Genomic DNA, 22945 nt, shown 5'->3' with positions numbered 1-22945 from the left:
TTATTTCTTGCAGATCTCGTAGTTGGCGATGTCGATGTCAAACCACTTTTCGCTGGCGGTCTTGACGGTGCCATCATCGATCAGCTTGCACAGGGCAGCGTCAACCTTGGCTTTCAGCTCTGCATTGTCTTTGTGAATACCGACGGCAATGCCATAACCCAGGGTCTCGGGGTCGGAAGAGCCTTTGATGACCAGCTTGGACAGGGCAAAGTTGTCTTCACCGACTTTATGCAGGAACTTCGATTGCGAGGTCAGGTCGGCAAAAGTGCCGTTCAGGCGACCGGCGTCCAGATCGATTTGCATCTGGTCCAGGGTCTCGTAGTTTTTGATGGTCGTCTTGGGGGCTTTCTTGGTCAGGAAAGCGCCGTGGGTGGTGCCGCCTTGAACGCCAATGGTTTTACCGGCCAGGCCATCAAAAATGGTTTGTTCGTTGTCGGCGCCGACCAGTTCACTGTTCTTGGGCAGAACGAAAATGGCGTCTTCAACGGCGTAAGGAATACTGAAGTTCACGCGCTTGGCACGCTCGGGGGTGTAGGACATGCCCGAGATGATCAGGTCAAATCGTTTGGCATCGAGCGAAGGAATCAGGCTGTCAAAGGCTTGTACGATGAACTTGCAGTCGCTGTTGAGCTCTTTGCACAGAGCCGCGCCCACGTCGGCGTCAAAGCCGGTAACCTTGCCGGCTGCATCCACCATGCTCCATGGTGGGTAACCGCCTTCCGTGCCGATTTTCAGGGTGTCTGCCATTGCAGCCTGGGAGCCCAACAGGGCCAGGCTGGCACAGATCAGGGTCTTGCTGAGGAAACTCATGGTCTGGCTCTCCTTTGTGGATAGGCTGGTCAGGGCCGTCTTGGCCCTGCTGGTTTTCCAGCCTGTGTCGTATTCACGAAGCGATGATCTTACTGCATTGGTTGTAGAAACTGCTGTAGACGCTCGGATTGTGGCCTATCGAACAGCTCTTTGGGGTGGCCACGTTCTTCAATCAGGCCGTTGTGCATGAAAATGGTCTCGGAGGACACGTCACGCGCAAAATTCATTTCGTGGGTGACCAGGATCATGGTGCGACCTTCCTGGGCCAGTTGGCGAATGACGCGTAGCACCTCGCCCACCATTTCCGGATCCAGCGCGGAGGTCGGTTCGTCAAACAGCAAGACGTCCGGGTCCATGGCCAGCGCACGGGCAATGGCCACGCGTTGCTGCTGGCCGCCGGACAGTTCGGCCGGGTAGGCATCGCACTTATTGCTCAGGCCGACCTTGCCCAGCAGTTCGCGGGCGTATTCAGCCGCTTCACGGGCCGGGCGGCCCTTGACGTGAATGGGGCCTTCGGTGACGTTTTGCAGCACCGTGCGGTGCGACCATAGATTGAAGTTCTGAAACACCATCCCCAAGCGGGCGCGGACTTGTTCCAACAGACGCGGATTGTCTGTCTGGCAAATGCCCTTGCGGTTGCGATGGCTGCGCAAAATGTCATTGCCGATCTGGACTTCGCCCTGATCGGGGACGACCAGGTGGTTAATGCAGCGCAGCAGGGTACTTTTACCCGAGCCCGAGGCGCCGATAATGGAGAGTACATCGCCCTTGTGGGCCTGCAGGGAAATGCCCTTGAGCACCTCGTTGGTGCCAAAGCGTTTGTGGATGTCGCGTACCTGGACCGCCGCGTTCAGGTCATTGTTATTCACAGCAACGTCCTTGCGGTCAAAGAGAAAGGGGGTAAGGGTTTCATACGGGTGTCATATCCTGGATGCCCCGATTCTACCGCTTTCCCCCTGATTTTTTTGCACAAGCGCTGTATTTTGCGCATAAAAAGCGGCATAAACCGAGTATGCCGCCTTATGAGCTTAGGGATACAGGCCGCGTACCTGACGAGATTCCAGAATGCGGGCGCAACCCACAATAAAGGCAGCGGTACGCAGGGTGACGTTGTGCTCTTTGGCAACGGCCGCTACCGTGGTGTAGGCCGCGCGCATCATCATTTCCAGCCGATTGTTGATCTCGTCCTCGGTCCAGAAAAAGCTGGAGAAGTCCTGAACCCACTCGAAGTAGGACACAGTCACACCGCCGGCGTTGGCCACCACGTCCGGGACAATGGTCACGCCCTTGTCGTTCAGGATGTCATCGGCTTCGGGGGTGGTGGGGCCATTGGCACCTTCGATCACAATGCGAGCGCGGATGCGGTCGGCATTGTTCTTGTTGATCTGGCCTTCCAGCGCGGCCGGGATCAGCAGATCGGTTTCGATGTGCCAGAAATCGTCATTGGAAATGGCTTCGGCGTTGGGTGCTCCGGCCAGACCTTTGTGTTGTTCCATGTGGTCCAGCAAGGCCAGCACGTCCAGACCGTTGGGGTTGTAGACCGTGCCCGTGTGGTCCTGTACGGCCAGCACTTTGGCACCCGCTTCCTGGAACAGGCGGGCGGCCGTGCCACCCACGTTCCCGAAACCTTGCACAATGACGCGGGCGCCATTGAGGTTGATACCGGCGTCGCGAGCTGCTTCACAACCCACGGTAAACACGCCACGGCCAGTGGCTTCTACCCGGCCAAGACTACCGCCCAGGGACACGGGTTTGCCGGTGACTACACCGGTGCTGGTGCCGCCCACGTTCATGGAATAGGTGTCCATCATCCAGGCCATGGTCTGGGCATTGGTGTTCACATCCGGTGCGGGAATGTCCTTGTTGGGGCCAATGATCACGCCAATCTCGCTGGTGTAGCGGCGGGTGATACGTTCCAGTTCGGCCTGGGAGTAGTGGCGTGGGTCAATACGAATACCGCCCTTGGCACCGCCAAAGGGCAGGTTCACGGCCGCTGACTTGATCGACATCCAGGCAGCCAGCGCCATTACCTCGGACAAGGTGACATCCTGGTGGTAGCGCACGCCGCCCTTGCCTGGGCCACGGGACGTATTGTGTTGAACGCGGTAGCCCTCAAAGTGGGCCACGGTGCCGTTATCCAGTTCGATGGGGACGTCGACAATCAGTGTGCGCTTGGGGCGCTTGAGTGTTTCAACCCATCGGGACAATTTGCCCAGATACGGAGTGACTCGCTCCACTTGTTCGAGATAAATACCCCATGGGCCGACGTCGTCGGCATTCAGGTATGACGGCAAAGCATGGGTGGGACGATCTGTCATGAGCTCCTCGATAAAGTTGGGGAAACGGGATACGAGTACACAGTGAAGATGCAAATTACGCCTAGATGCAGAACCCGGCAAAGACGCTGTGGATTGGCTTAGCGATGGCCGTGTGCAGCAGTTATGCTATCGGAAATGGCCGCTGTTGTGTTTGCAGCGTTTGCGATGGTTTTATCTGGGTGCTGGTGCATTGATGGATTCTTCTGACTCTTCCCTTTCTGGTCGCTTGGCGCAATTGCGCCAACGTATCGAACAGGCTTGCTTGCAGGCCGGCCGCCCTGCCGGTGCGGTGGCGCTTTTACCGGTCAGCAAAACCTTTCCTGTGCCCGTGCTGGCGCAAGCTCTGGACCTGGGCTTGTTGCGAATGGGCGAGAACAAGGTTCAGGAGATTCGGGACAAGCAGGCCGAGCTGGCCGATCGCGCGGTGCAGTGGGTGATGATAGGCCATCTGCAGAGTAATAAGGCTAAAGATATTGCACGCCTGGCCAGCGAAGTCCAGTCTTTGGACCGTTTGTCGCTGGCCCAGGCCCTGGATCGGCACCTGCAAACCGAGCAGCGTAGCCTGGATGTGCTTGTTCAGGTCAAGACCTCGCCCGAACCCAGCAAGTTTGGCTTGGCCCCGGAGCAATTGCCTGCTTTCATGCAGTCCTTGCGCTCGCTCGATACCCTGAACGTCCGGGGTTTGATGACCATGGCCGTCAATAGCGAGGACCCTCAGGCGGTGCGCGCCTGTTTTGCTACGTTGCGCCAGTGGCGTGATCGTCTGGTGGAGTTGGGCCATGAACAGGTGCAAGGCCTGTCCATGGGCATGAGTGGGGATTTCGAGCTGGCGATTCAGGAAGGTTCGACCGAGGTTCGGGTTGGCTCGGCCCTGTTTGGCGCACGCAATTACCGCTGATCGATATCCGCATCGTTACTAATGCCCTGCGTAGGGCTGTCCGCGCATAATGTCTCTGCGCATCCCGAACGGGATGCTTAACATTTAAAAAAACAGTGCCCTAAGCGCTGTTTGTATGTACGAAGGAGACATCATGGATTGGAAAAAATTGGGAGCCGGTGTGTTGCTGGGCGCCAGCCTGACAGGAACGGCCCTGGCAGCGGACTGGCCCCAGTCGGCGGTAACGTGGGTAGTGCCTTATCCCGCAGGCGGTGGTTCAGATGTGATTGCTCGGTTGGTGGCCAAGCAGTTGGAAAGCAGCCTGGGTCAGACGTTGATTGTGGAAAACAAGCCGGGGGCGGCGACCATCATCGGCGCGACCTATGTGAGCAACGCCAAACCGGACGGCTATACCGTGGGTACCGCTGACTCAGGCACGCTGGCATTCAATTCCTCCTTGTACAACAAGCTGCAGTACGACCCGGCGGCTTTCACGTATGTGGGCGGACTGGCCCGTTTTCCCTTGATGCTGGCGGTACCGCAAGAATCCCCGTACAAGACGGTGGCCGATTTGCTTGAAGCGGCTCGTAAGCAGCCTGAAAAACTGAGCTCCTCGTCCGCTGGCAGTGGTTCACCTCACCATCTGGCGCTGGAAATGTTCAAGCAGCGCACCGACACCCAGATCGTGCATGTGCCTTACAAGGGAGCCGCACCCGCCATTCAGGATTTGCTGGGCGGTCAGGTGGATATGTCTTTTGTCGATTCTGCAGCGGCATTGTCCAACATCAAGGCTGGCAAATTGCGGGTTCTGGCCGTGGCCACGCCCGAGCGCAGCAGCCTGTTGCCTGATGTGCCAACCATGGCCGAAGCCGGTATTGCCGACTTCTACGCCTATGCCTGGCAAGGTTTGGTGGGCCCACCCAAGATGGACGAAGGTGCCCGTCAACGCTTGAGCCAGGACTTGATGCAGGCTCTGAAAACGCCCGAGCTGGACCAGCGTATCCGCGCGATGGGTGTAGAGCCCATGCCCATGACGCCCGATGAATTCCAGGCCTACGCTCAGCGTGAACGCGCGGAATGGGCCACGGTTATCGAGCGTGCCGGTATTCGTATGGATTGACGGTCATGCGGCCAACAGTGGCCGCATAATCAGGCGGCATATTCATCGCCGTAACGTTTCAGGCCGTCCAGGTCCAGTACCTGGACGCCACCATATTTGATCAACAACAGCCCTTCGTTTTCCAGTTGACGCAGGGCTTGGTTGGCACGTTGGCGCGATACCCGCGCCAGGTAGCCGATCTCTTCCTGGGTAATGTCCAGGCGCAGACCTTTTCCGGGGTAGAGCAGCGGGTTGAACAGCTCTGCCAGACAGCGCGCCACGCGGGCATCGGGGGTAGACAGGCTGTTGTACTCGGCCTTGCCGATAAATTGCGCCACACGCTCATTGAGCTGATGCAGGAGGTAGCGGTTGAAAGCAATACTCTGGTCCAGCAAATCGTTAAAACTGTGGGCGGGCAAGCGGGCCACCTGGCTGTCGCGCAAGGCCACCACATCGTATTTGCGCTCTTCGTTTTTCAGCAAAGAGCCTTCGCCTATCCAGCCACCGGCAGGCACCCCTGTCATGGAGGCAATTTTGCCGTCGGAGTTGCCCACCGATACTTTGAGCAAACCCGAGAGCACGCCGATCCAGGCCGTGGCGCGTTCCCCCTTGCGTTCGACGATGGCTCCGGCCTCGTATGCGGTGATCAGCGTGTCGCGGCGGACACGCTCTTGCAGCTCGGGTGTCAACAAGCGAAACCAGGCGGCTCGCTCCGATAAAGCATCTACAACATGCATGAGGATTAACCCTCGATAAAGGTCGAATGTCATGTCCGTGACAATCTTCGGGACGTGCAGCCGATAACTTGATTATTAACAGGCTGCAAATAGCTTGAAGGCATCACTTCAGCCTTCTGCCGCAATCATAAGCAGCCTCCTGGACCATAACAAGCCGGGAAAATTCGGAGGAGACATGGTTGTGCGGATGGATAAAGAGCAGGTAGCGGGGTTACCCGGCACCTTCCCAGCCTGGATAGAACACCATGCCCAGGTGCGCGGCAACAAAGTTGCCATGCGCGAAAAAGACCTGGGAATCTGGCAGACCTGGACGTGGCGGGAGCTGGCCGAACAGGCCGAGCAACTGGCTGCGGGCCTGGCCGGGCTGGGAGTCAAAGACGGTCAGCACGTTGCGGTGATCGGTGAAAACCGCCCGCGTCTGTACCTGGCCATGATGGCAGCGCAAATGCTGGGCGCTGTGCCCGTGCCTTTGTATCAGGATGCGGTGGCCCAAGAAATGTTGCACGTGTTGCTGGATGCCAGCATTCGTGTGGCCGTGGTCGAGGACCAGGAGCAGGTCGACAAGCTGCTGGAAGTCTGGGACCAGTGCCCCGATCTGGATGCACTGATCTATGACGATCCACGTGGTTTGCGCAACTATCAGCAAGAACAACTGCAATACATTGAACAAGTCATGGAGCAGGGGCGCGAGCAATTGGCGCGTGATCCGGACTGTGTGCGTCGTATCTGGAAGGCCATTACGCCTGACCATGCTGCTGCCATGTTCTATACCTCCGGTACGACCGGCAAGCCCAAGGGTGTGGTGTTGACCCACGGCGCCCTGGTCGATCGTGGCCTGGCCATTCAGGAGCTGGAATCGCTGACCGATGCCGAGGAAGTGCTGGCTTATCTGCCTCCCGCCTGGATTGGGCAGAACATGTTTTCCTACACGCAGTTCCTGGTCACGGGTTTTACGGTGAATCACCCTGAATCGCCCGAGACCGTGTCCATCGACCTGCACGACATTGGTCCCACCTATTACTTTGCGCCTCCCCGTGTGTTGGAAGGCTTGCTCACGCAAGTGACCATTCGCATGGAGGATGCCGGTGCCTTAAAGCGCGCCCTGTACAAGCGTTTCATGACTTTGGCGCACCGCGTGGGTGTGCAGATTCTGGACAAGCGCCCTGGCGTGGGGATGTGGGATCGCCTGTGTTATGGCCTGGGCAATATCCTGATCTACGGCCCCTTGCGTAATGCCCTGGGCATGAGCCGCGTGCGTGTGGCTTATACCGCCGGTGAAGCCATTGGCCCCGATCTGTTCGATTTTTACCGTTCTATTGGCATCAACCTCAAGCAACTGTACGGCGCGACGGAAACCTCGGTGTTTGTCTGCGTGCAGGAAGATGGCCATGTGCGTGCCGATACGGTAGGCCCACCCGTCAAAGGTGTGGAAATCCGTGTGGCCGATAACGGTGAGATTCAGGTGCGCAGCCCTGGCTTGTTCAAGGAGTACTACCGCAATCCCGAGTCCACCGCCGAGTCTTTTACCGAAGACGGCTGGTATCACACAGGCGATGCCGGTTATCTGGACACCGATGGTCAGTTAAAGATCATCGACCGTGCCAAGGATGTGGGCAAATTGGCCGACGGCTCTTTGTTTGCACCCAAGTACATCGAGAACAAGCTCAAGTTCTTCCCCTTCGTCAAAGAAGCCGTGGCTTTTGGTGATGGCCAAAAGGAAGTGTGCGCCTTTATCAATATTGATCTGGAAGCAGTGGGCAACTGGGCCGAGCGTCGCAACCTGCCTTATGCCGGTTACACCGATCTGGCCGGCAAGCCCGAGGTCTATGCCTTGATTCGGGATTGCGTGGCGCAGGTCAATGATGATCTGGCCAACGACCCCAAACTGGCCGGCTCGCGCATCAGTGCCTTTTTGATTCTGCACAAAGAGCTGGACCCGGATGACGATGAACTGACCCGCACCCGCAAAGTACGTCGCGGTTTTATCGCGCAAAAGTACAAGGTTCTGGTCGACGCCCTGTTCAACGGTTTGGACAGGCAGTTTGTGGAGACAGAAGTGAAGTTTGAAGATGGGCGCAGCGGTCGCATTTCGGCAGACCTGCACATTGAGCGCATGACAGACGCAGCAAGGAGCGCATGATGAGTGAGGCGCAAATGCCGGGCCGTCGGATTGGCCCAGTGGTACTGGATTTAAAGAATATTTCGCTGTCCTTCGGGGGGGTGAAAGCCTTGACCGATATCTCGTTCAATATTCGTGAACACGAGATCCGCTCCATCATCGGTCCGAACGGAGCAGGCAAAAGCTCCATGTTGAACGTCATCAACGGTGTATATGCACCACAACAAGGCGAGATTGTCTTGCGTGACCAGAGTTATGCCCGCATGAACTCACGTCACACCGCCGAGCAGGGCATTGCCCGTACCTTTCAGAACCTGGCTCTGTTCAAGGGCATGAGTGTGCTGGACAACATCATGACCGGCCGTAATCTGCACATGAAAAGCGGGGTGTTTGCCCAGGCTTTCCGACTGGGCGGTGCCGAGCGCGAAGAGATTCGCAACCGTGAGTACGTGGAAGGCATCATCGATTTTCTGGAGATCCAGGCCTACCGCAAAACGCCGGTAGGGCGTTTGCCTTACGGTCTGCAAAAACGGGTTGACCTGGGGCGGGCGCTGGCAATGCAGCCGAGCATTTTGCTGCTTGATGAGCCTATGGCAGGCATGAACATCGAAGAAAAGCAGGATATGTGCCGTTTTATTCTGGATGTGAATGAAGAGTACGGCACCACGATTGTTTTGATTGAACACGATATGGGCGTAGTCATGGATATTTCGGACCGCGTGGTGGTTCTGGACTATGGCAAGAAAATTGGTGACGGAGTACCGGACGAAGTACGACAAAACCCGGACGTCATCCGCGCCTATCTTGGCGCTGGCCATTGAGGGGAACGGACATGGCATTTTTTCTTGAAACCTTGCTGGGCGGGCTGATGAGCGGGATGTTGTACGCCCTGGTCGCGCTGGGCTTTGTTCTGATTTTCAAAGCATCGGGTGTTTTTAACTTCGCACAGGGCGCAATGGTGCTGGTGGCCGCACTGGCCATGGCTCGTCTCTCCCAGTGGATTCCGCAGTTGCTGGGCATGGAGCCCGGCATTCTGGGCAATGTGCTGGCTTTCATTGTCTCGGCCATATTGATGTTTGTGCTGGCCGTGGTCATTGAGCGCTGGGTGCTGCGTTATCTGGTGAACCAGGAAGGCACGACCTTGCTGATGGCCACCATCGGTATCAGCTATCTGCTCGATGGTTTGGGTCAGATCGTGTTTGGCAGTTCGGTGTACTCCATTGACGTGGGCATGCCCAAAGACCCGGCTTTCATCCTGGAGTCCGTGTTTGAAGGCGGTGTGCTGGTCAGTCTGGAGGACTTGAGTTCAGCCGTGGTTGCGGCCTTGCTGGTTGCGGCCCTGGCCATCTTCTTTCAGTACACCAGTGTGGGCCGTGCCCTGCGTGCGGTGGCAGACGATCACCAGGCGGCACAGTCCATTGGTATTCCCTTGAACCGTATCTGGGTCGTGGTCTGGACGGTGGCCGGTTTGGTGGCATTGGTCGCCGGCATTATCTGGGGTTCCAAATACGGGGTGCAGTTCACCTTGTCGACCGCTGCGTTGCGCGCCTTGCCTGTGGTGATTTTGGGTGGTCTGACCTCGGTGCCCGGTGCCATTGTGGGTGGCCTGATTATCGGTGTGGGTGAGAAGGTGTCTGAGGTTTATCTGGGCCCTTATGTAGGTGGCGGCATCGAGATCTGGTTTGCTTATGTGCTGGCCCTGGTGTTCCTGCTGTTCCGACCACAAGGTCTGTTCGGCGAGAAGATTATTGATCGCGTCTGAGGTGGAGCCGATATGATTTACCGCGAAAATGGTCAGTTCAAAAGCAGCTATCGGGCTGACCAGCAGATTTTTCCCATCCGCCAGGATCGCTATGTGGTGTTGGGCCTGTTGCTGGTGGCATTTCTGTTGGTGCCAGCCATGGCATCCAACTACTTCCTGCAAGCTATTCTGATTCCCTTTTTGATTCTGTCCTTGGCAGCGATCGGCCTGAATATTCTGGTGGGCTATTGCGGACAGATTTCCATTGGTTCAGGCGCCTTTATGGCTGTGGGCGCCTACGCCGCCTGGAACTTTGGTGTCCGTATTCCTGAGTTGCCGTTGGTGTTGCAGATCTTGCTGGGCGGCGTGTTTGCCACTCTGGTGGGTGTCGCCTTCGGTATTCCCAGCTTGCGTATCCGTGGCTTGTACCTGGCGGTCACAACCCTGGCTGCGCAGTTCTTTGTGGATTGGGCGTTCCTGCGTATTGCCTTTTTCACGAACTACTCGCCATCGGGCAACGTGTCGGTGCCCGCCTTGAGTGCATTTGGTTTGCCGGTTCAAACCCCCATGCAAAAGTACTTGTTTGTACTGATCTTTGTGGTGGTGTTTGCCTTGCTGGCCAAGAACCTGGTGCGTGGCGCGATTGGTCGTCAATGGATGGCGATTCGTGACATGGACGTGGCCGCTGAAGTGATTGGTATCCGTCCGGTCTACGCCAAGCTCACGGCCTTTGCTGTCAGCTCATTCATCATCGGTGTGGCCGGTGCCTTGTGGGCCTTTGTTCATCTGGGTTCCTGGGAGCCACTGGCCTTTGACCTGACTCGCTCTTTGCAGCTGTTGTTCATTGTCATCATCGGTGGTCTGGGCTCGATTGTGGGCAGCTTCTTTGGTGCCGCTTTCATGGTCTTGCTGCCCGTGCTTCTGACCAACGTGCCGCACTGGTTTGGTATGTCCATCGGCGTGGACACCGCCTCGCACATTGAACACATGGTGTTCGGTGCCCTGATCGTATTTTTCTTGATTGTGGAGCCGCATGGTTTGGCTCGACTCTGGAGTATTGGTAAGGAAAAGCTGCGTTTGTGGCCCTTCCCCCATTAGCAGGTAGGCAGTTTATTACAACAACAGCCCCGCCAATCGGGACGGGGTACTTAGACAAATGGTACTTATCGGAGGACCAGGAGATGACAACACGACTGAAACGCGCTGTGCTCGGTTTGAGTGCTTGCGCTGCAATGTTGACCATGAGTACAGCCGCTTTGGCAGCTGAGGAACAGTACATTCCACTGCTGACCTACCGCACCGGCTCCTTTGCCCCACTGGGGATCCCATGGGCCGATGGCAAGCTGGACTATCTGGCTTTGGTCAACGAACGTGACGGCGGTGTCAATGGCGTCAAGCTGGCATACGAGGAGTGTGAAACGGCGTATGCCACCGACCGTGGCGTAGAGTGCTACGAGCGCATGAAAGGCAAAAATGGTGGTGCTTCGGGGTTTGACACCCAGTCCACAGGCATTACTTTTGCCCTGACCGACAAGGCCATTGTGGATGGGGTCGCCATTGAAACCATGGGCTACGGTCTGTCGCATTCGGCTAACGGTGCGGTGTTCGAGTGGAACTTCCCGCTGCTGGGCACGTACTGGACCGCAGCCGATGTCATGATCCAGGACATCACCAAGCAAGTGGGTGAGGACAAGCTGAAAGATCAGCGTATTGCCCTGATCTACCATGACTCGCCTTACGGTAAAGAGCCTATCGCTCTGTTACAGGCCCGTGCCAAGGAACAAGGCTTCAAGCTGGATCTGTATCCGGTGACCGCTCCTGGCGTGGAACAGAAATCCACCTGGCTGCAAGTGCGTAAAAACCGTCCTGACTTCGTGTTGCTCTGGAGCGCCGGGATCATGACGCCTACCGCTATTCGTGAGGCGCAGGCAGTGGGATATCCACGCGACAAGATCTATGGCATCTGGTGGGCCGCTTCCGAGAGCGATGTGGTCGATCTGGGCCAGACCGCCAAGGGCTACAAGGGCATCACCATTCACAACAGTGCCGAGGACGGCCCGGTGCATGATGCCGTGCGCGAGATGCACGCCAAAGGCAAAGGAGCTGAAAACGGGGACAAGTATGTCGGCACGCTGGCACACACGCGCGGCATGATGATTTCCATGATGCAGGTAGAAGCCATTCGTACTGCCCAAGAGAAGTTCGGTAAAGGGCAGCATATGACGCCCGAACAAGTGCGCTGGGGTTTCGAGAACCTGAACCTGGACGAAGCTCGTCTGAAAGAGCTGGGCTTTGAAGGCATCATGCGTCCCGTTAAAACCTCGTGCAGCAACCATATGGGTGATGACTGGGCTCGTATCGTGCAGTGGGACGGCAACAAGTTTGAAGTTGTCTCCGACTGGTATGAGTCCGACAAGAAGTATGTCGATCCTTTAGTCAAGGAAATGTCGGCCAAGTACGCCGCTGAGAAGAAAATTACGCCTCGCACCTGCGAAGGCTAAACCCAGGCGCCCAGGGTTCGCCCTGGGCACTGCATTGCGTGGGGAAGATTATGAGTGAGACCGTAGGCCAAGTGGATGAGGCGCCCATCTTGTTGGACGTCAATGGCATCGAAGTGATTTACAACCACGTCATTCTGGTGCTCAAGGGCGTGTCCTTGCGTGTACCGGAAGGGCGGATTGTTGCCTTGCTGGGCGCCAACGGTGCCGGTAAAACCACGACCTTGCGGGCCGTATCGAACTTGCTGCGCGCTGAGCGCGGCGATGTGACCAAAGGCCAGATCCATCTGCGTGGCGAGCGTATTGATCAACTGACTCCGGCTGATCTGGTCAAGCGCGGCGTAGTGCAGGTGATGGAAGGGCGCCACTGTTTTGCGCACTTGAGCATTGAAGAAAATTTGCTGACCGGGGCCTATACCCGTTCCTTGTCACGTGGTGATGTAAGCGCCGAGCTGGACAAGGTGTACCAGTATTTTCCGCGTCTAAAGCAGCGCCGTACCAGTCAGGCCGGTTATACCTCGGGCGGTGAACAGCAAATGTGTGCCATTGGACGCGCCTTGATGGCCGACCCCAGCATGATCTTGCTGGATGAGCCTTCCATGGGGTTGGCACCGCAGGTGGTGGAAGAAATTTTCGAGATTGTCCGTGACCTGAATCAGCGCGAGCGTGTCAGTTTCTTGCTGGCCGAGCAAAACACCAACGTGGCCCTGAAGTATGCCGACTATGGCTACATCCTGGAAAACGGTCGCGTCATGATGGATGGACCCTCCCAGGCCTTGGCCGAGAACGAAGACGTCAAGGAGTTCTATCTGGGTGTGTCCGGGGGCGAGCGCAAGAGCTTTCGTGACAATAAATTCTATCGACGACGCAAGCGCTGGTTGGCCTAACCCTCAAGGATTTTCACTGTATCAGCAGGGCCTGGCCTGTATTGAAAGCGGCAGGATCAGTACAGGAACAGGCCATCGATCGGGATGCACACAAGGTGCCGCCCTGACCCCTTTTGACATTTTTAGTTTTGGGCAGCTCCTGGCTACACGGGGTGTAGTCGCAGAGCTTGGTATCGACACGCGTCAGTCTATGAGCAGGAAGTCGGCTGGGCGCGGGAGTGTTTGAATGCCAATTCATCCCAGTGGAGGAGAGATGAGCGAATATTACGACGAGCGCGAAACCCAGGAACCGGACGAGCGTGAGGCTGATTTACTGTCCCGTTTGCCGCAGGTTTTGCAAGCGGCTGCAAAAGGAGCCCCTGCCATTGCCAGACAACTGGATTCGGTGGATCTGGCCGCTGTGCGCAGCCGTGAGGACCTGCTGGCTATTCCGGTGTTTCGTAAAAGCGAGCTGCTCAAAGCCCAGTTGGAAGCTCGTGAGCGGGCCCGCTCTGGCGCGCCGTCGGCTGAGTATGCGCAGTCCGTTTTCGGGGGCTTTTCCTCCATTTCCTGGGGGGCAGCTCGCAAAGTGTTTGCTTCGCCTGGCCCCATGTATGAGCCCGAAAGCCGTCGCCCGGACTATTGGGGCTTTGCGCGGGCCTTGTATGCAGCGGGTTTTCGCCGTGAAGAACTGATTTTCAACTGCTTCTCCTATCACTTCACGCCGGCCGGTTCGATGATGGAAACCGCTGCTCATGCTTTGGATTGCACCGTGTTTCCGGGGGGGGTGGGGCAAACCGAACAGCAAGTGCAGGCCATGGCCGACTTGCGCCCGCATGGGTACACCGGTACCCCCAGCTTTCTGAAAATCATCATGGAAAAAGCCCAGTCCATGCAGATTGCGTTGCCGGGATTGACCAAGGCCTTGTTCTCGGGTGAAGCCTACCCGCCCTCTTTACAAAAATGGTTCAGCGAGCATGGCGTGGCAGGCTATCAAGCTTACGGCAGTGCCGATCTGGGCATGATTGCCTACGAAACTCAGGCCCGTGAAGGCTTGGTGCTTAACGAAAGCCTGATTCTGGAAATTGTGCGTCCGGGCACAGGCCAGCCCGTAGAACCTGGTGAAGTGGGCGAAGTGGTGGTGACGTCTTTTAACCCAGACTACCCGTTGGTGCGGTTTGGCACAGGCGACTTGTCTGCTGTCATGCCCGGTCAGTCTCCTTGTGGTCGTACCAATCAGCGTATACGCGGCTGGATGGGGCGTGCTGACCAGACGACCAAGGTGCGCGGCATGTTTGTGCATCCGGGGCAGGTGGAGCAGATTCGTCTGCGTCACAAGGAGCTGGGCCAGGCTCGCCTGGTGGTGCGTGGTGCCAGCGGCCAGGATCAGATGGTGTTTCAGGTGGAAGTTGCCTCCAGGCCTGAGGGTCTGGAAAGCGTATTGGCCGACTCGATCCGTGAAATCACCAAACTGCGTGCACAGGTGGAATTTGTGGAGCCAGGCGCCTTGCCTCGGGATGGTAAAGTCATCGAGGACCAACGCAGCTACGATTAATTAGCCATGTAGATATGCACACAAGTAGCAGTCGGGCTGCGGTACTATGCTGGAAAATAGTCAATACCTATATCTTTGAGGAGAGCCCGATGCGCTTTGTGCCAGTTTCTGCTGTAGTCCTGGCCTTGATGGCCAGCATGCCTGCTGCCCAGGCCGCCACCCTGGACAATGTCAAACAGCGCGGCCACGTGCTGTGTGGCGTGACCACCGGCTTTGCCGGTTTTTCTGCCCCTGATGACAAGGGTAACTGGACCGGTCTGGATATCGACGTATGTCGTTCGGTCGCCGCTGCCACTCTGGGCGACGCCAGCAAATTCAAGGCCGTACCCTTGAACTCGCAGCAGCGCTTTACGGCCCTGCAGTCGGGCGAAATTGACCTGTTGGCCCGTAACACCACCGTGACCCAGCAGCGCGATACCGCGGTCGGCGCTATCCATGCAGGCATCAACTTCTACGACGGCCAGGGTTTCCTGGTGTCCAAGAAACTGGGCGTTTCCAGCGCCAAGGAATTGAACGGCGCCACGGTTTGCATGCAGACAGGCACGTCCAACGAAAACACCATGGCTGACTGGGCTCGCGCCAACAAGGTTGAGTACAAGCCTGTGGTGATCGAACAGTTCAACGAAGTGGTCAACGCCTTCGTGGCTGGCCGCTGTGACGTGTTCTCTACCGATGCATCGGGCCTGGCTTCGATTCGTATCTCCAAAATGGAAAATCCGGACGACTACCTGGTGCTGCCTGAAATCATTTCCAAAGAGCCACTGGGCCCATTTGTCCGCCAGGGCGATGATGCCTGGCTGAACATTGTGAAATGGTCCATCCAGGCCAGCTTCAACGCTGAAGAACTGGATGTGACAGCGGCCAATGTGGACGAGAAGCTCAAGAGCAACAACCCCAACATCCAGCGTCTGCTGGGTGTGACTCCCGGTGCCGGTAAAAACCTGGGCCTGGACGAAAAATGGGCTTACAACATCATCAAGCAGGTTGGTAACTACGGCGAGTCCTTCGAGCGCAACGTGGGTAAAGGTAGCCCGCTGCAAATCGAACGCGGACTGAATGCTTTGTGGATCGACGGTGGCTTGATCTACGGTCTGCCTATTCGTTAATCCTTTCGGGTTTGCGATATGCAAAAAGCAGCTCTCTTTGGGAGCTGCTTTTTTTATGAGTAGAGCGGATGCATGGGCTTGATCGGACTTATGCAATAATAATGGTTCTTATTAACATTCTCTGCCTTCCCCTTGGCACCTCATGCCCGCCGAGCTTGAACATCCCTCCCACGCTGCGGTTTCCGAGCTTTATCGCGACCACCACGATTGGTTGCGTGGTTGGCTGCGTGGCAAGTTAGGGGACGCGCATCAAGCAGCCGATCTTGCGCAAGACACGTTCCTGCGACTGCTTAGTGTGAACTCCAGCACCATTAGCGATGGCTCTTTGAGGGAGCCCCGCGCCTATCTGCGCACGATTGCCGGACGGCTGGTGGTGGATCACTGGCGCAGGCTGGAAATCGAGCGTGCTTACCTGGCTGTCCTGGAAAGCCGCCCGCAGGACAGTTGGCCCTCCGAGGAGTCCCGTCTGGTCATTCTGGAGTCCTTGGAGCAGATTGCACAGATGCTGGGACGCTTGAAACCCTTGGTGCGAGAGGTGTTTTTACTGGCGCAAATGGAAGGCCTGAGTTGCCCGCAGATCGCGCAGCGCATAGGCAAATCCGTGTCCACCGTAGAACGTTATCTGGCGCAGGCTTTGCAGCACTGCTATCGCCTGGTTTACGGCTTGTAAGCCAGCTATCTGGACAGACGAATGAATACTTCCGCCGAGACGCTTGTTCTGGATACGGCGATTGCCTGGCGTATCAGGCTGCATCACAACGTAGCGGATGCCAAAACCTGGCAAGCCTTCGAGGCATGGCGGCAGGCGGCCCCTGAGCATGCTGCTGTGTGGGAGCGTTTGCAGGCGATGGGGAGCAGTTTGCAGGCACCCTTGGCCTCTTTGCCCGGACAAGAGGCCACTTATATTCTGCGCCAGGCCGAGGAGCAGCAACGGCGCCGGTCACGCCGCAAGGCTTTGCTGAGCCTGGGTGCGTGCAGTGTGGGTGGTGTATTGGCATGGCGAGTCGCTGAAGCCCCCTTTGTCCAGCCTTTGCTGGCAGATGCATCGACCCGACGGGGAGAACGTCGACAGTTGAACTTGCCTGATGGCGGGGTGCTTGTGCTCAATACCGATACCGCCGTGAACATCAGCTTTAACGCACAGTTCCGGCGAGTTGAGCTTTTGCGTGGGGAGATTTACCTGATTTCCGCCCATGACCCTTTGGAGCGTCCTTTGTTTGTGCAGACCCGAGATGGGCGGGCGCAAGCCTTGGGGACACGTTATCGGGTCCGCCAGCTGGATTCGGGCAGCCAGGTTGAGGTCAATGAAGGCTCGGTGGCCTTGTGGCCCCGTCAACACTCGGGGGACCGAGCCTATACCGTGCTGGAAACCGGGCAAAGTGCTTGCATGAGCAGTGTGCGTGTGGACGCCTTGCCTGCCGAGCAGCAGGGTAATGGCTCTGCCTGGGTGGAGGGCGCCTTGGCCGTCAAGGATATGCCGCTGTCCCTGTTCTTGCAGGATCTGGCGCGTTATCACGGCGCTATTGAATGTGATCCGGCGGTGGCTCAGATCAAGGTGTCAGGCGTGTTCCAGCTGCACGACACGGCCAAGATTCTGGACTTGCTGCGTCAAAGCCTGCCCGTTCGGGTCGAGCAGGGCCGTCAATGGTGGGGCGGCAGACTAACTCGCGTTCTGGCTCGTGCATAAGCTTGAGACGTGTTGTTGCTTACGCGGATGGCATGTTTTGGCCTTTCTGGATCAGGACGTATTTTTTTGAGGGGATTGCGATTTTGGCTCGTCATATCGATTGAAGCAGTGCGCACTGCCAGCATCGACAGACTTTCATTGGAGCCATTTTCGTGACGATCCTCTTTAGCCGACCTGCACGTCTTGCATCAGGACGGCGTGGCCTGCCTGTCTCTGGCAGAACCGCTCTTTTCATATTCTTGCCTTTAGTGGCCGCTTTATTGGCGGCCATGCCGATCGCGCACGCTCAAAGTAACCCTGCTGCGGCCAGTACCACGGCTGCACGGACTTATCACATTTCGGCCGGTCCCCTGGATGCGGCGTTGGCTGATTTCGCTCGTCAGGCGGGGGTGTCTCTGATTTACTCGGCGGCGCAGCTGCAGGGTGCGCGCAGTGCTGGTTTGAACGGCAGCTACGCCTTGCAGGATGGCTTGCGGGCCTTGCTGGCCGGTACGGGCTATCGAGGCATCCAGGCAAGTGCAGGTATTCGTATTGAAGCCGAGCCCGATCCTGGTGTCAGTATCCTGGCCCCTGTACGTGTCAATCGCAGCCTGGATGCTCAGACTGAGGGGTCGCAGTCCTACACGGCCAATGCCACCACCATAGGCAAGACAGCACAGGCACTGAAAGATATTCCTCAGTCTGTTTCGGTGGTGACACGCAAGCGCCTGGACGACCAGAACCTGGCGTCGATCAGCGAAGTGCTGGAGAACACCACAGGCGTGACGATTAGCGAAGTGGCCGATGGCGGGCGCAACTATTATTCGCGCGGCTTCAAAATCAGCAATGTCCAATACGATGGTGTACCGCTGTCACGCAGCTTTTATGCGGTGGGCAACAGCTTTACGGGTAGCACGGCCTATCTGGATCGGGTGGAAGTATTCCGTGGGGCTCAGGGCTTGTTTGAAGGAGCGGGTCAGCCTGGTGGTTCCATCAATCTGGTGCGCAAACGTCCAACGGCTGATACGCAAATTCTGGCTGAGCTGCGTGCTGGCTCGTGGAAGCATGGCGGTGCGATGCTGGACGCAGGTGGAGCCTTGAACGAGAACGGCAGTCTGCGCGCGCGTGCCGTGCTGGATTATGACGATAAAGGCTCCTTTATCGACAGGGTGAAGGAACGTAATGCCAATATGTATCTGGCGCTGGATCTGGACATTACGCCGGACACCAGCGTGGGTGCCGGTGTGCTGGTGTCGCGCTTGCGCTCTACTCCTTTCTTTGGCGGTCTGCCACGTTATAGCGATGGCAGCTCGCTGGAGCTGAAGCGCTCCACCTTTCTGGGTGCGGACTGGAATCAATGGGACAAAGATGAAACCCAAGTCTTTGCCGATCTGACGCATCAGTTCAATGACAATTGGCGCTTGAAAGTGGCAGCGACCTATGTGAAAGAAGAAAGTATTACCTCGGCCCTGGATGCGACGGGGACCGTGGATGTCACGACTTTGACCGGCCCGGTGCGTAATGCCTGGAACTATGACAAGACCAGCGAGCATCTGGGGGTGGATGCCAATGTGAATGGGCGCTTTACGGTGTGGGATATGCCGCAGGATCTGGTCGTGGGGGCGAGTATTTCGCGCCTTAGCTCCAGTGACCGGATTGAGTACAACATGAACTACCGTCCTTTGGATGTGTTCAACCCCGATCCCCACGTGCCCAAACCGGCCGAGTTTCCCGATTCGCAGCGCTTATCTCGCTATGAGCCGCACGTACAAAAGGGGATTTACGCCCAATTGCGTAGTCGTTTGACCGATGACCTGACTTTGGTCAGCGGTGGACGTTTCAGCTGGTTTGAAAGCCGCTACTCCACGCAGGCGACAAGCTGGAGCGATGTCAGCGTCAGCAAGGCGACAGCGGAATTCACCCCGTTCCTGGGGATGGTGTATGAGCTGTCGCCCCAGTGGTCGGTGTACGCCAGTTATGCCGATATTTTTGAGCCTCAAACTGCAACGACACGCGACGGTAGCTTGCTCAAACCTATTGTGGGGGCTAATTACGAGGCCGGTATCAAAGGTGAGCTGCTGGATGGCCGCCTGAATGCGTCCCTGGCTTTTTATCGTATTGATCAGACCAACCGGGCTGTGCAGGATCAGGAGGCTGGCCCGGTGTGCAATGGCGGTTACTGCTCGCGTGCCGCTGGCAAGGTACGCAGCCAAGGGTTTGAGGCTGAGGTGACAGGGCAAGTTTCCCCCGGCTTGCAATTGGCGGCCGGCTATACCTTCAATAACAATAAGTTCTTGCGGGATACGTCTCAAGAAGGTGAAGTGTTCAGCGCTGAAACCCCACGGCATTTGTTGCGGATCTGGGGCGATTACCGTCTGCCTGGTCAGTTGCAAGCGGTGAGCGTCGGCCTGGGTATGAACTGGCAAAGTGCTTTGAGTAACAGCGTCTCCAAGGTGCGTCGACCCTCGTACAGCGTGTGGAATGCACGTATTGCTTATGATGTGACACCGAGCTGGACGGCAGCCTTGAACGTCAATAATCTGTTCGACAAGGTTTACTACGAGTATCCGGGCTATATCGAGAACCGTAATAACTACGGTGCGCCACGCAGTTTTCTGTTCACTTTGCGGGGGCGGTTCTGATCTGAGTTGTCCCAGGGCTTGCGTGGCCCTGGGTATAGACAGGATTTGGACTTAATTTTTGCGCCGTAATACCAGCGAAATTTTGGCAAAAGCCACTTGCAGATCCTGTGTGGCACCTTGGAAAATCACGGGCCGACCACGCCGGGTAAAGCAGATCAGGCGTTTGGAGTTGAACAGCGGCACGAACTTGGCAAAGTGGATGTCTTGCCATTGCACTTCCCGCTTCATGATCCAGCTCTGGCGGATGCCGTTCTGGTCAATCGTGGTGATGCCATGCCACATGTGCCAGGCAATCAAGATCAAGCCAGTAAACAGCAGAACCAGAGAGCCCGCCAGTACAGGGCTGATAGCCGCACCTTGTGGGGAGCTGGCTACCAGCGCAAAACGCACACCAATCAGGGCTAGCACTATCCAGGCACCAGCCGCGACCCATTTAGGCCAGGAGCGGCCTTGAATAGGCAGTGAACCCAGATCCTTTAACAGGGCGTCAATTTCCTCTTTCGAGGGGGCTTGGCTCATCAGCACGCGGCGGCCCCTTGTTTGCGGGCTGCCAGGGCGTTACCGGCATTGCTGGCCGATTTGCGCTTCAAATGAGCCGAAATCCATTGCCCCGTGTCCACCACGGCGTTCAGATCAATGCCGGTTTCAATATCCAGGCCTTGCATCAGGAACAGCACGTCCTCGGTGGCGACGTTGCCGGTTGCGCCTTTGGCGTAGGGACAGCCACCCAGCCCGGCTACAGAACTGTGGAAAATATGAATGCCGGCCTGCATGGCGGCCACAATATTGGCGATGGCCTGGCCATAGGTGTCGTGGAAGTGGCCGGACACATGAACGGGGTCAATGTGCTCGGTCACCATGCGCATCACCTCGTAGACCTGACGGGCCGTGCCGACACCGATGGTGTCGGCTACGTCGATTTCATCGCAGCCTAGTTCGATCAAACGTTGGCCGACTTTCAACACATTGGCCGGCGCCACAGCACCTTCGTAGGGACAACCGAACGAACAACTGATGGAGCCGCGCAGGTGCATGCCAGCTTCTTTGGCGGCCTGGGCGACGGGGGCAAAGCGCTCCAGCGATTCTTCAATGCTGCAATTGATATTACGCTGCGAAAATGCTTCGCTGGCAGCGGCGAAGATCACCACTTCGTCGGCCTTGGCAGCCAGGGCGCCTTCAAAGCCACGCATATTGGGTGTCAGAACTGAATAGATCGTGCCGGGGCGACGGTCAATCGTAGCCATCACTTCCGCGCCGTCTGCCATTTGTGGCACCCATTTGGGCGAGACAAAGGAGGCGGCTTCCACGTTCACAAAACCGGCGTGGGACAAGCGGTTGACCAGCTCGACCTTGATGTCGGTAGGGATGAATTCTTTTTCGTTCTGCAGGCCGTCCCGAGGGCCGACCTCCACAATCTTGACGCGCGAGGGGTATGACATGAAGTTTCCTGAAGGTAAGGGGCTGGGCCTGGAGGCCTTTACGTATTCGTCATGATACCTCTTGAAGGCCAGGGCTGGCCCCCTAGGAACAGCCCTATAAGCAGGCGATGTGGCCGGGGTTTCGATGCAAAGGAGCAGGCCATGATGCAGTGTGGCCAAGTCGGGTTTTATGGCTTGATACGTTGGAATCGCCCGTCTGCCAGAGGCTCTATGCAGCCAGCCAGCTCCAGCTCGGCCAGAACCGCCGGCAGTTGAGTTGCCAGAAGACCGGTACGGCGCATCAGTTGCTCGGGCGTCAAGGGGGCGAAATCGATGCGCTCCAGGATGGGGCGCAGTTCTTCCGGTAGGTTATCGTGCTGAACAGGCCTGGCATTGGACGGGTTGCCGGGTTCAAGTTTGAACGTGTGCTGCACATTGCCCAGCTCATCCAGAATGTCCTGGGCGCTCTCTACCAGCTTGGCGCCTTGGCGTATCAAGGCATGGCAACCGCGTGCCAAAGGCGAATGGATTGAGCCCGGAATAGCAAAAACCTCGCGCCCCAGTTCTCCGGCCAGACGGGCTGTGATCAGGGAGCCACTTTGCTTTGCCGCTTCTACCACCAGCACGCCTTTGGCCAAAGCGGCCACAATGCGGTTACGGCGGGGGAAATGGTGCGGCATGGCGCGGGTGCCTAAGGGGAACTCGCTGAGCAGCAGACCGTGATCACTGATCTGGTGTGCCAGATCGCGGTGCGCTGCCGGGTAGACCAGATCCAGTCCCGTTCCCATGACAGCAATGGTGCCGGCCGATTGCGGGCCTGCTTTGAGCGCGCCTTTGTGCGCTGCCTGATCAATGCCGCTGGCCAGCCCACTGATGATGCACCAGCCTTTGGAGGCCAGCGTGGCAGCGAAGTCGGTCGCCGTTTCCTGGCCAGACTGGGTGGCATTGCGAGCACCAACAATCGCCAGCCCGGGGTGCTCCAACACATCCAGATTGCCATTGGCGTACAGCAAGAGCGGGGCGTCATGTAGATCCAGCAAGGCGGCAGGGTAAGCCGGGTCTGCCAGCGTCACAATGTGATGACCCGCTTGCTTGAGCCATTCCACGGCCTGGTCAATGTGCGCTTGTAGCTCGGTCAGTGGTTCCTGGCTTAGTTGGACGGCCAGTTCGCCAGGAATATGGCGTGACAGGGTTTGAACCGAGCTTTGATAGATTTGCGGTGGCAGTCCACAGGCGGCCAGCAGTTGCCGGGCCTGGGCGGGCGTAAGCTCTGGCTCCAGTGACAGACGCAACCAGGCACGCAATTCTTCCGAGATTTCATCCGAGGTTTCCCCCGAGCTAAAATAATGAGGCATAAGGTAGTGTGGCACGAAACCGTTTTTGAGGCTGGGTGTCCCGGACGTTTTTATCCAGGGCGATGGCCGCTTTGCTGTTAGGGCTTGGTGTGGTGCCAGGTGCCGCCCTGAAACTTGTTTTATTATATCGACTTATCG

At 57.2% G+C, this 22945-nt stretch carries 20 protein-coding genes; 13 read left to right on the top strand and 7 right to left on the bottom strand.

Features of this window, described 5'->3' with window-relative positions; all coding sequences use genetic code 11:
• The 3 genes from LNA76_RS16430 to LNA76_RS16420 form a co-directional block, all read right to left on the bottom strand.
• On the bottom strand, positions 1-810 hold the full coding sequence (locus LNA76_RS16430) for a transporter substrate-binding domain-containing protein (protein WP_094195305.1): 810 nt from the start codon (positions 808-810) through the stop codon (positions 1-3).
• Positions 811-899: 89 nt separating this feature from the next.
• The gene (locus LNA76_RS16425) at positions 900-1679 is read right to left on the bottom strand and encodes an ABC transporter ATP-binding protein (protein ID WP_094195306.1); all 780 of its coding nucleotides are present in this window, start codon (positions 1677-1679) and stop codon (positions 900-902) included.
• Positions 1680-1838: 159 nt separating this feature from the next.
• On the bottom strand, positions 1839-3128 hold the full coding sequence (locus LNA76_RS16420) for a Glu/Leu/Phe/Val family dehydrogenase (protein ID WP_094195307.1): 1290 nt from the start codon (positions 3126-3128) through the stop codon (positions 1839-1841).
• Positions 3129-3321: 193 nt separating this feature from the next.
• Here LNA76_RS16420 and LNA76_RS16415 point away from each other — a divergent pair, with 193 nt between their 5' ends.
• Both LNA76_RS16415 and LNA76_RS16410 read left to right on the top strand, forming a co-directional pair.
• Entirely contained in the window at positions 3322-4026 is a 705-nt protein-coding gene (locus LNA76_RS16415) for a YggS family pyridoxal phosphate-dependent enzyme (protein ID WP_125278032.1), read from the top strand.
• A 133-nt stretch (positions 4027-4159) separates the two neighbouring features.
• On the top strand, positions 4160-5125 hold the full coding sequence (locus LNA76_RS16410; RefSeq protein ID WP_094195308.1) for a Bug family tripartite tricarboxylate transporter substrate binding protein: 966 nt from the start codon (positions 4160-4162) through the stop codon (positions 5123-5125).
• 29 nt (positions 5126-5154) lie between these two features.
• Here LNA76_RS16410 and LNA76_RS16405 read toward each other — a convergent pair whose 3' ends face one another.
• Entirely contained in the window at positions 5155-5841 is a 687-nt protein-coding gene (locus tag LNA76_RS16405) for a Crp/Fnr family transcriptional regulator (RefSeq protein WP_094195309.1), read from the bottom strand.
• A 175-nt stretch (positions 5842-6016) separates the two neighbouring features.
• On the opposite strand from LNA76_RS16405, the gene LNA76_RS16400 reads away from it, so the two are divergent.
• The 11 genes from LNA76_RS16400 (at position 6017) to LNA76_RS16350 (ending at position 20034) form a co-directional block, all read left to right on the top strand.
• Complete coding sequence (locus tag LNA76_RS16400) at positions 6017-7981, top strand: AMP-dependent synthetase/ligase (protein WP_094195310.1); 1965 nt, start codon at positions 6017-6019, stop codon at positions 7979-7981.
• Positions 7982-7995: 14 nt separating this feature from the next.
• Positions 7996-8781 (top strand): ABC transporter ATP-binding protein, encoded by a 786-nt coding sequence (locus tag LNA76_RS16395; protein WP_009460135.1) that lies wholly within the window; start codon positions 7996-7998, stop codon positions 8779-8781.
• Between the two features lie 11 nt (positions 8782-8792).
• Entirely contained in the window at positions 8793-9722 is a 930-nt protein-coding gene (locus LNA76_RS16390; protein ID WP_094195311.1) for a branched-chain amino acid ABC transporter permease, read from the top strand.
• A 12-nt stretch (positions 9723-9734) separates the two neighbouring features.
• A complete protein-coding gene (locus tag LNA76_RS16385; RefSeq protein WP_094195312.1) occupies positions 9735-10799 on the top strand; it encodes a branched-chain amino acid ABC transporter permease in 1065 nt (354 codons plus the stop codon).
• Positions 10800-10933: 134 nt separating this feature from the next.
• Positions 10934-12202: an ABC transporter substrate-binding protein gene (locus LNA76_RS16380; RefSeq protein WP_376914099.1), complete on the top strand. Its 1269-nt coding sequence runs from the start codon at positions 10934-10936 to the stop codon at positions 12200-12202.
• A gap of 50 nt (positions 12203-12252) precedes the next feature.
• Positions 12253-13086 carry an ABC transporter ATP-binding protein gene (locus LNA76_RS16375; RefSeq protein WP_094195314.1) on the top strand — a complete coding sequence of 278 codons (834 nt, stop codon included), beginning with the start codon at positions 12253-12255 and terminating at the stop codon, positions 13084-13086.
• A 253-nt stretch (positions 13087-13339) separates the two neighbouring features.
• Positions 13340-14620, top strand: a complete 1281-nt coding sequence (locus tag LNA76_RS16370) for a phenylacetate--CoA ligase family protein (RefSeq protein WP_230019476.1) — start codon at positions 13340-13342, stop codon at positions 14618-14620.
• A gap of 89 nt (positions 14621-14709) precedes the next feature.
• A complete protein-coding gene (locus LNA76_RS16365) occupies positions 14710-15726 on the top strand; it encodes an amino acid ABC transporter substrate-binding protein (RefSeq protein WP_042484596.1) in 1017 nt (338 codons plus the stop codon).
• Positions 15727-15868: 142 nt separating this feature from the next.
• Positions 15869-16396: a sigma-70 family RNA polymerase sigma factor gene (locus LNA76_RS16360; protein WP_086061269.1), complete on the top strand. Its 528-nt coding sequence runs from the start codon at positions 15869-15871 to the stop codon at positions 16394-16396.
• A 21-nt stretch (positions 16397-16417) separates the two neighbouring features.
• On the top strand, positions 16418-17413 hold the full coding sequence (locus LNA76_RS16355) for a FecR domain-containing protein (protein WP_109089906.1): 996 nt from the start codon (positions 16418-16420) through the stop codon (positions 17411-17413).
• A gap of 269 nt (positions 17414-17682) precedes the next feature.
• Positions 17683-20034 carry a TonB-dependent siderophore receptor gene (locus tag LNA76_RS16350; protein WP_230019475.1) on the top strand — a complete coding sequence of 784 codons (2352 nt, stop codon included), beginning with the start codon at positions 17683-17685 and terminating at the stop codon, positions 20032-20034.
• Positions 20035-20085: 51 nt separating this feature from the next.
• On the opposite strand, the gene LNA76_RS16345 is transcribed toward LNA76_RS16350, so the two are convergent.
• The 3 genes from LNA76_RS16345 to dprA form a co-directional block, all read right to left on the bottom strand.
• Entirely contained in the window at positions 20086-20553 is a 468-nt protein-coding gene (locus LNA76_RS16345) for a hypothetical protein (protein WP_094195316.1), read from the bottom strand.
• Complete coding sequence (locus LNA76_RS16340; RefSeq protein WP_230019474.1) at positions 20553-21473, bottom strand: hydroxymethylglutaryl-CoA lyase; 921 nt, start codon at positions 21471-21473, stop codon at positions 20553-20555. The genes LNA76_RS16345 and LNA76_RS16340 overlap by 1 nt, the downstream gene beginning before the upstream one ends.
• A 167-nt stretch (positions 21474-21640) precedes the next feature.
• Positions 21641-22807, bottom strand: coding sequence for a DNA-processing protein DprA (dprA, locus tag LNA76_RS16335; protein ID WP_230019473.1), 1167 nt, complete (start codon positions 22805-22807; stop codon positions 21641-21643).
• Between the last annotated feature and the right edge of the window lie 138 nt (positions 22808-22945).

This window comes from Alcaligenes sp. MMA (assembly GCF_020907215.1).
Lineage (GTDB): Bacteria > Pseudomonadota > Gammaproteobacteria > Burkholderiales > Burkholderiaceae_B > Alcaligenes > Alcaligenes aquatilis.
This window is presented reverse-complemented; position numbering and strand designations above follow the sequence as displayed.